This is a genomic window from Pseudomonas sp. NPDC089547 (assembly GCF_050280665.1).
Taxonomy (GTDB): Bacteria; Pseudomonadota; Gammaproteobacteria; order Pseudomonadales; family Pseudomonadaceae; genus Aquipseudomonas.
Genome location: NZ_JBNNVS010000094.1, coordinates 1 through 6,201, shown reverse-complemented (window position 1 = coordinate 6,201; position 6,201 = coordinate 1). Strand labels below are relative to the sequence as shown.

7 protein-coding genes are annotated in these 6,201 nt (G+C 61.5%); all 7 read right to left on the bottom strand.

What is annotated here, in order from left to right:
• Positions 1 to 189 precede the first annotated feature (189 nt).
• Positions 190 to 1,062, bottom strand: a complete 873-nt coding sequence (locus ACQKPZ_RS27935) for a transporter substrate-binding domain-containing protein (protein WP_427544475.1) — start codon at positions 1,060 to 1,062, stop codon at positions 190 to 192.
• Positions 1,059 to 1,832: an amino acid ABC transporter ATP-binding protein gene (locus tag ACQKPZ_RS27930; RefSeq protein WP_427544472.1), complete on the bottom strand. Its 774-nt coding sequence runs from the start codon at positions 1,830 to 1,832 to the stop codon at positions 1,059 to 1,061. The genes ACQKPZ_RS27935 and ACQKPZ_RS27930 overlap by 4 nt, the downstream gene beginning before the upstream one ends.
• On the bottom strand, positions 1,829 to 2,488 hold the full coding sequence (locus ACQKPZ_RS27925; protein ID WP_391130513.1) for an amino acid ABC transporter permease: 660 nt from the start codon (positions 2,486 to 2,488) through the stop codon (positions 1,829 to 1,831). The genes ACQKPZ_RS27930 and ACQKPZ_RS27925 overlap by 4 nt, the downstream gene beginning before the upstream one ends.
• A complete protein-coding gene (locus ACQKPZ_RS27920; RefSeq protein WP_391130516.1) occupies positions 2,469 to 3,134 on the bottom strand; it encodes an amino acid ABC transporter permease in 666 nt (221 codons plus the stop codon). The genes ACQKPZ_RS27925 and ACQKPZ_RS27920 overlap by 20 nt, the downstream gene beginning before the upstream one ends.
• Before the next feature lie 265 nt (positions 3,135 to 3,399).
• Positions 3,400 to 4,185, bottom strand: a complete 786-nt coding sequence (locus ACQKPZ_RS27915) for a MetQ/NlpA family ABC transporter substrate-binding protein (RefSeq protein WP_016502129.1) — start codon at positions 4,183 to 4,185, stop codon at positions 3,400 to 3,402.
• Positions 4,186 to 4,360: 175 nt separating this feature from the next.
• Positions 4,361 to 5,191, bottom strand: coding sequence for a sigma 54-interacting transcriptional regulator (locus ACQKPZ_RS27910; protein ID WP_391130520.1), 831 nt, complete (start codon positions 5,189 to 5,191; stop codon positions 4,361 to 4,363).
• 64 nt (positions 5,192 to 5,255) lie between these two features.
• Positions 5,256 to 5,837, bottom strand: coding sequence for an alpha/beta hydrolase (locus ACQKPZ_RS27905; RefSeq protein WP_427544469.1), 582 nt, complete (start codon positions 5,835 to 5,837; stop codon positions 5,256 to 5,258).
• Between the last annotated feature and the right edge of the window lie 364 nt (positions 5,838 to 6,201).

Here is a 6,201-nt window from a genome sequence, read left to right as displayed (position 1 = left end):
AAAAGGCGCAGATGGGGATGATACCGGCGCAGAGTACCTTGCGATTGGTGCCAGCGCCGTAGGGGCTGCTTCGCAGCCCATCGCGACACAAGGCCGCTCCTACACGGGGCCGCGTGTCCTGGACTTGCGCGGTCCCCTGTAGGAGCGGCCTTGTGTCGCGATGGGCCGCAAAGCGGCCCCCTTGGCCAGTTATCCCTGCCACTTGCCGCCTTCGACGATCACGCTTTCCGGCTTGGTGTCATCGCTCAGTTCCTTGCGCACATACTGGTCATACAGTTTGAGCAGGAACTTCTCCTCACCCAGCTTGGCCAGTTCGGCATTCACCCAGTCACGCAATTCGGTATTGCCCTTCTTCACTGCCGGCGCAATCGGTGCCTCATCACCCAGCAACTGCGGCAGCACGCGGTAGCCCGGGTTCTGCTTGGCCCAGCTGAACAGGATCAGGTTGTCCTGCGCATAGGCATCGCCACGCCCGGTAGCCAGGGCTTGCAGCGATTCGCTGTTCTTCTCGAACTTGAGCAGCTTCCACTCCGGGTGGTTTTTGGTCAGCCAGATGTCAGCCGTGGTGCCGGTGGTAACGATGATGGTCTTGTCGGCCAGGTCATCCAGTTTCTGTACCGGGCTGCCATCGGCAACGATGGCCTGCACGGCAACGCGCAAGTTGGGGTTGGTGAAGTCCACCGCTTCCTTGCGCTCCGGGGTCACGGTCATGTTGGCAAGGATCAAGTCGACCTTGTCGCTCTGCAGGAACGGAATACGGCTGGCAGGCTCCACGGCAACAAACTCGACCTTGTTTTCATCACCCAGCAGGTCCTTGGCCAGGCGCCGGCCGATATCGGTGTCAAAGCCTACGTAGCGTCCCTTTTCATCGACGAAGCCAAACGGTGGCTTGTCGGTGAACACGCCGACAATCAGCTTGTCGCGGGCCTTGATGGTTTCCAGGTAACTGGTAGCCGGCGATGCGGCCGCAGGCTTGGGTGGCTCCTCGGCCTTGTTGCAGCCGGCCAGCAGGGCCAGGCCGAACAACGGCGCCAGCAGTTTGGTGAGGTTGGCAGTTTTCATGACAGTTCCTTGTGCAGTGTCTTTGGCAGGCTTTCTACGAAAGAGAATTTCTCCAGGAACTGCTGCGCGCGTGCGGTCTGCGGTCGGGTGAAGAAGCTCTCGGGGTCGCCCTGTTCAAGGATCCTGCCGGCCTCCATGAACACGATGCGGTCGGCCACCGCGCGAGCGAAGGCCATTTCGTGGGTAACGATGAGCAGGGTCATGCCGTCGCGGGCCAGGCCCTGAATCACCTGCAGCACCTCCTTGACCATTTCCGGATCGAGAGCCGCGGTAACCTCGTCGAACAGCATCACCTCGGGGTTCATGCACAGCGAACGTACGATGGCGATCCGTTGCTGCTGGCCGCCGGACAACTGCCGGGGAAAAGCGTCGCGCTTGTCCAGCAGGCCGACCCGAGCCAGCAGCGCCTCGGCCTGGGCCTGCGCTTCGGCACGCTCGCGCTTTTGCACCTTGAGCGGGCCAAGCAACAGGTTGTCGATCACGCTCATGTGGCCGAACAGGTGATAGCTCTGAAACACCATGCCAACCCGCTGGCGCACGTCGCGCCAATCGGTGCGCGGGTCGAGCAGCTCTTGCCCGGCCAGCAGCAGGTGGCCGCTGTGGGCCTGCTCCAGGCCATTCAGGCAGCGCAACAGCGTGCTTTTGCCGCAACCGCTGGGGCCGAGGATAACTACCACTTCGCCGGCCGCCACCTTCAGGTCGACGTCCTTGAGCACCTGGTGCTCGCCAAAAAACTTATTGAAACCCCGGAATTCGATCAATGCGCTCATGAGTGGGCCCAGCGGCGTTCCAGCACGCGCGAAGCGGCGGAAAGCGGATAACAGACAATGAAAAAGAACAGGAACAGGGCGCCGTAGATCAGCACTGACTCGTAGGTGCGCTCGATGATCTGCTGGCCAGCCTTGATCACCTCGACCACGCCGATCAGCACCGCCAGCGAGCTGGTCTTGATGATCCGCGTGTAGATGTTGATGGTCGGCGGGGTCATGCGCTTGAGCGCCTGCGGCAGCAGCACGTAGCCATACAACTGCCAGCCGGCCAGGCCAATCGACAGCCCCGCCTCGCGCTGGCCACGCGGCAGCGAAGCCAATGCACCGCGCACCACCTCGCCCACCTCGCTGGCGCCCCACAGGGCCAGTACCAGCACGGCGCACCAGAAGCTGGGGATGCTCAGGGCAAAGAAGATCGGCAGGCCGAAGAACACCAGGTACAGCCAGACCAGTACCGGGATGGCGCGGAACAGCTCCAGGTAAATCTGCAAGGCAATGTTCAGGGCACGGTTACCCAGTGTTGCCAGCACGCCGTACAGCACCCCACCCAGCGTCGCGAACAGAATCCCCAGCGCCGAGATGGCCAAGGTCTGTGCAGCGCCGCCGGCCAGCTGCGGCAAGGCCTGCAGCAACAGTTCAAACCCCGAACTGGCCATGTTGCAGCCTCCTTTCCACATAGCGCAGCAGCAACGAAAGCGGCAGGAACAGCAGCACGCAGAGCAGGGTCAGCACGGTGAGCATTTCGTAGGTTTTGTAGTACAGCGCGATGTAGTTCTTGGTGGTGTAGAGAATTTCCGGCACGGCCACCGCCGACACCACGGTGGTTTCCTTGAGCAGGAAGATGAAGTTGGCAAACAGCGCCGGCAAGCTGAGGATGCCGGCCTGGGGCAGCAGCACATGGCGCAGCAACTGGCCCTCGGACAAGCCGATGGAGCGCCCGGACTCAAGCTGGGCACGCGGCACTGCCTCGATGCCAGCCCGCAACACCTCGGTTAGGTAGGCACCGCCCATGAAGGTCATGGTGATGATGGCGGCGCTGAAGCCGGAAATCTTCAGGCCCAGGCTGGGTAACGCGAAGTAGACGAAGAACAGCTGGATCAGCAGTGGCGTGTTGCGTGCGAGCTCCACGTAGGCTTTGACCAGGCGCCACAGGTAGGGGGTGCGCAGCACCAGCAGGGTGGCGTTGACCAGGGCTACCAGCAGAGATGTGGCGATGGCGATCAGGCCGACCTGCAAGGTCACGCCCACGGCCTTGAGGAAGGCGGGTAGCGTGCTGAGGATGAATGCGGTGTCGAGGGTCATGGGTAGAGCAAGTCTGCAGGGTGCGCGTGGGCACAATAACTAGACTCTAATGATCTAAAAACTTTTTAATAAATACCTTTATTACATATGCATATCACCGACCCTGTGGGAGCGGGCGTGCCCGCGAAGCAAGCGCTGCGGTGCATGGCACCGGCTACGCCGGTGTTCGCGGGCATGCCCGCTCCCACAGGTATTGGCGGCCCCAGAAACAAAAACGCCGACACAAGGGTGTCGGCGTTTGGTTACGCAAAAATCTACAAGCGCATCAGAACGCCGGCAGCACCGCACCCTGGTACTTCTTGGCGATGAATTCTTTAACTTCCGGGCTGGTCAGGGCCTTGGCCAGTTTCTGGATGGCCTCGCTGTCCTTGTTGTCCGGGCGGGCAACCAGGAAGTTCACGTACGGCGAGTCGGCACCTTCGATCACCAGCGCGTCCTTGGCCGGGTTCAGGCCGGCTTCCAGGGCGTAGTTGGTGTTGATCATGTCCAGGTCGACCTGGTCCAGCACACGCGGCAGCATGGCCGATTCAAGCTCGCGGAACTTCAGCTTCTTCGGGTTCTCGGCAATGTCCTTTGGCGTGGCCAGGGCGTTTTTCGGGTCTTTCAGGGTGATCAGGCCGGCCTTCTGCAGCAGGATCAGGGCGCGGCCGCTGTTGCTGCCTTCGTTAGGGATGGCAACAGTGGCGCCTTCCTTCAGCTCGGACAGGTTCTTGATCTTCTTCGAATAACCACCGAACGGCTCGACGTGCACACCGATCACGGTTTCCAGGTGGGTGCCCTTGCCTTCGTTGAAGCTCTTCAAGTACGGCAGGGTCTGGAAGTAGTTGGCGTCCAGGCGCTTCTGGTCAACCTGCACGTTCGGCTGCACGTAGTCGGTGAAGACCTTGATCTGCAGGTCCACGCCTTCTTTGGCCAGGGTCGGCTTGATCAGCTCAAGGATTTCGGCGTGCGGTACCGGGGTAGCGGCAACCACCAGTTTCTCGGCAGCGGCGGCCAGGCCGGAGAACGACAGGGCAGCGGCCAGGGCAGTGGTCAGCAGGGTCTTCTTCATGGTGGTCCTTGTTCTGAATCTGGGCCATCGGCGATGGCGAATCGGGTGCCCAACCGGTTCACCAGCGGGCGTGAGGCGGACAATACCTAGAATTTTTATTCCGTAACAATATCTTTTACTTAGTTGCTTATTCCAAAAACAAACTGCCATCAGTCACTTTGCTTATGAGCAATGTCTAGCGCGCGGTGTTGAGCAAGTCGAGGTCTTCTGGCTGGATCTCTTCGCCATCGTTTACCAGCAAGGCAAAGTGGATGACGTTCTCCAGTTCGCGGGTATTGCCAGGCCAGAAATGCGCTTCCAGCACCTGCTGCGCCGCCTCGCTCACCAGCGGCACTGGCCGCTGCAGGCGTACGCTGTAGATGCCCACGAAGTACTCGGCCAGCGGCAGAATGTCGCCTGGCCGCTCGCGCAGCGGCGGCAGTTCAAGCGCACCCTCACGCAGGTACTGGTACAGGCGTTCGTTGAAGCGCCCCGCTTTTACTACCCGCGCCAGGTCGATGCTGGTCGCGGCCACCAGCCGCACATCCACCGGCTGTGGCTGCTGTGCCCCCACCCGGGTGACTTCGCGGTTTTCCAGGGCTGCCAGCAGCTTGCCCTGGATGGCCAGCGGCAAGTCGGCAATCTCGTCCAGGTACAGCGTGCCGCCGTTGGCCGAACCGAACCAGCCGGCGCGGCTGCTGGCGGTACCGCCATGGCTGCCGGCGCTGTAGCCGAACAGTTCGGCATCGGCGTAAGTGGGGCTGATGGCCGCGCAGTTGACCGACACGAACAGCCCGCCACGGTCGCTGGCACGGTGGATTTGCCGGGCCAGCAACTCCTTGCCGGTGCCGGTCTCGCCACGGATCAGCACGGGCAAGGGTTGCGGCGCCAGGCGCTCAAGGTCCTCACGCAGTTGCTGCGAACGCGGGTCGATGAACACCAAGGCCTTGGCGCGGATGCTCAGCGGGCTCTTGTCCAGCTCGGGGAAGGTCAGCAGCGGCTGGCCAAACGGGTTTTGAAACGTCATGACGGACTCCCGCCCCAGGCCTGCTCAGGCCGGGCGTCAGGTAAACGGAAAACAGCAAGGGCTGTCAGGCGCGACGCAGTGCGCGCTGCTCAACCCGGCTCTGCAAGCGGTACAGGTAGGCAAAGCCTTGTTCCCAGCGCTCATGGCCGGACTTGACGTTGATGTGCCCGGCATTGCTCAGCAGCCCTGCCTCGGCGCCCCATGCCTGGGCCAGGTACAGCGCCCGTGGCACGTTCACGGCCGGGTCGTTGTCCGAGCTGACCACCTGGCTGGGGAACGGCAATACATCGGTCGGGATCGGCGCAAAATTGCGCAAGGCAGGCGCGCAGGTGGGCCGCTCGACATCCGCTGGCGCCACCAACAGCGCACCACGCACGCGTCGCAGCAAAGCCGGGCTGGCCTGCGCGGCCCAGTGGGCGACGGTGATGCAGCCCAGGCTGTGGGCAATCAGGATCACCGGCGAGCGCTCGGCGGCAATTACCTGCTCCAGCGCCTGCACCCAGTCCTGCCGTTGCGGGGTCAGCCAGTCAGCCTGCTCGACCCGGGCACTGTTGGGCAGCGTGCGCTGCCAGTGACTTTGCCAATGGTTGTCTGGCGATCCTTGCCAGCCCGGCACAATCAGGTAACGAATTGACTCATTGCGCATGGGGACGCCTCCAGTAAGTTTGCGTGCTTGGAGACAAGTATAGGGAGGGAGTTATATTCGTAAAGGAATAAGAAGCTATTTATTAATAACCGAAATTTTATTTTCGCACGACCCCTGTAGGAGCGGCCTTGTGTCGCGATGGGCCGCAAAGCGGCCCCTATATCAGCCAGTTCGGTCTGTCAGGAATACCTCGGTTGCAGGTATTGGGGCCGCTTTGCGCCCCATCGCGACACAAGGCCGCTCCTACAGGGGAATGCGAATAGCCATAAAAAAAGGTTCTTCACGGATTGCCGGGAAAGTCATTCTTGATCTTCATGAAAAAGAACTCGCTGTCCCGGTAGCCGTAAGCCATCCGCTTGATCAC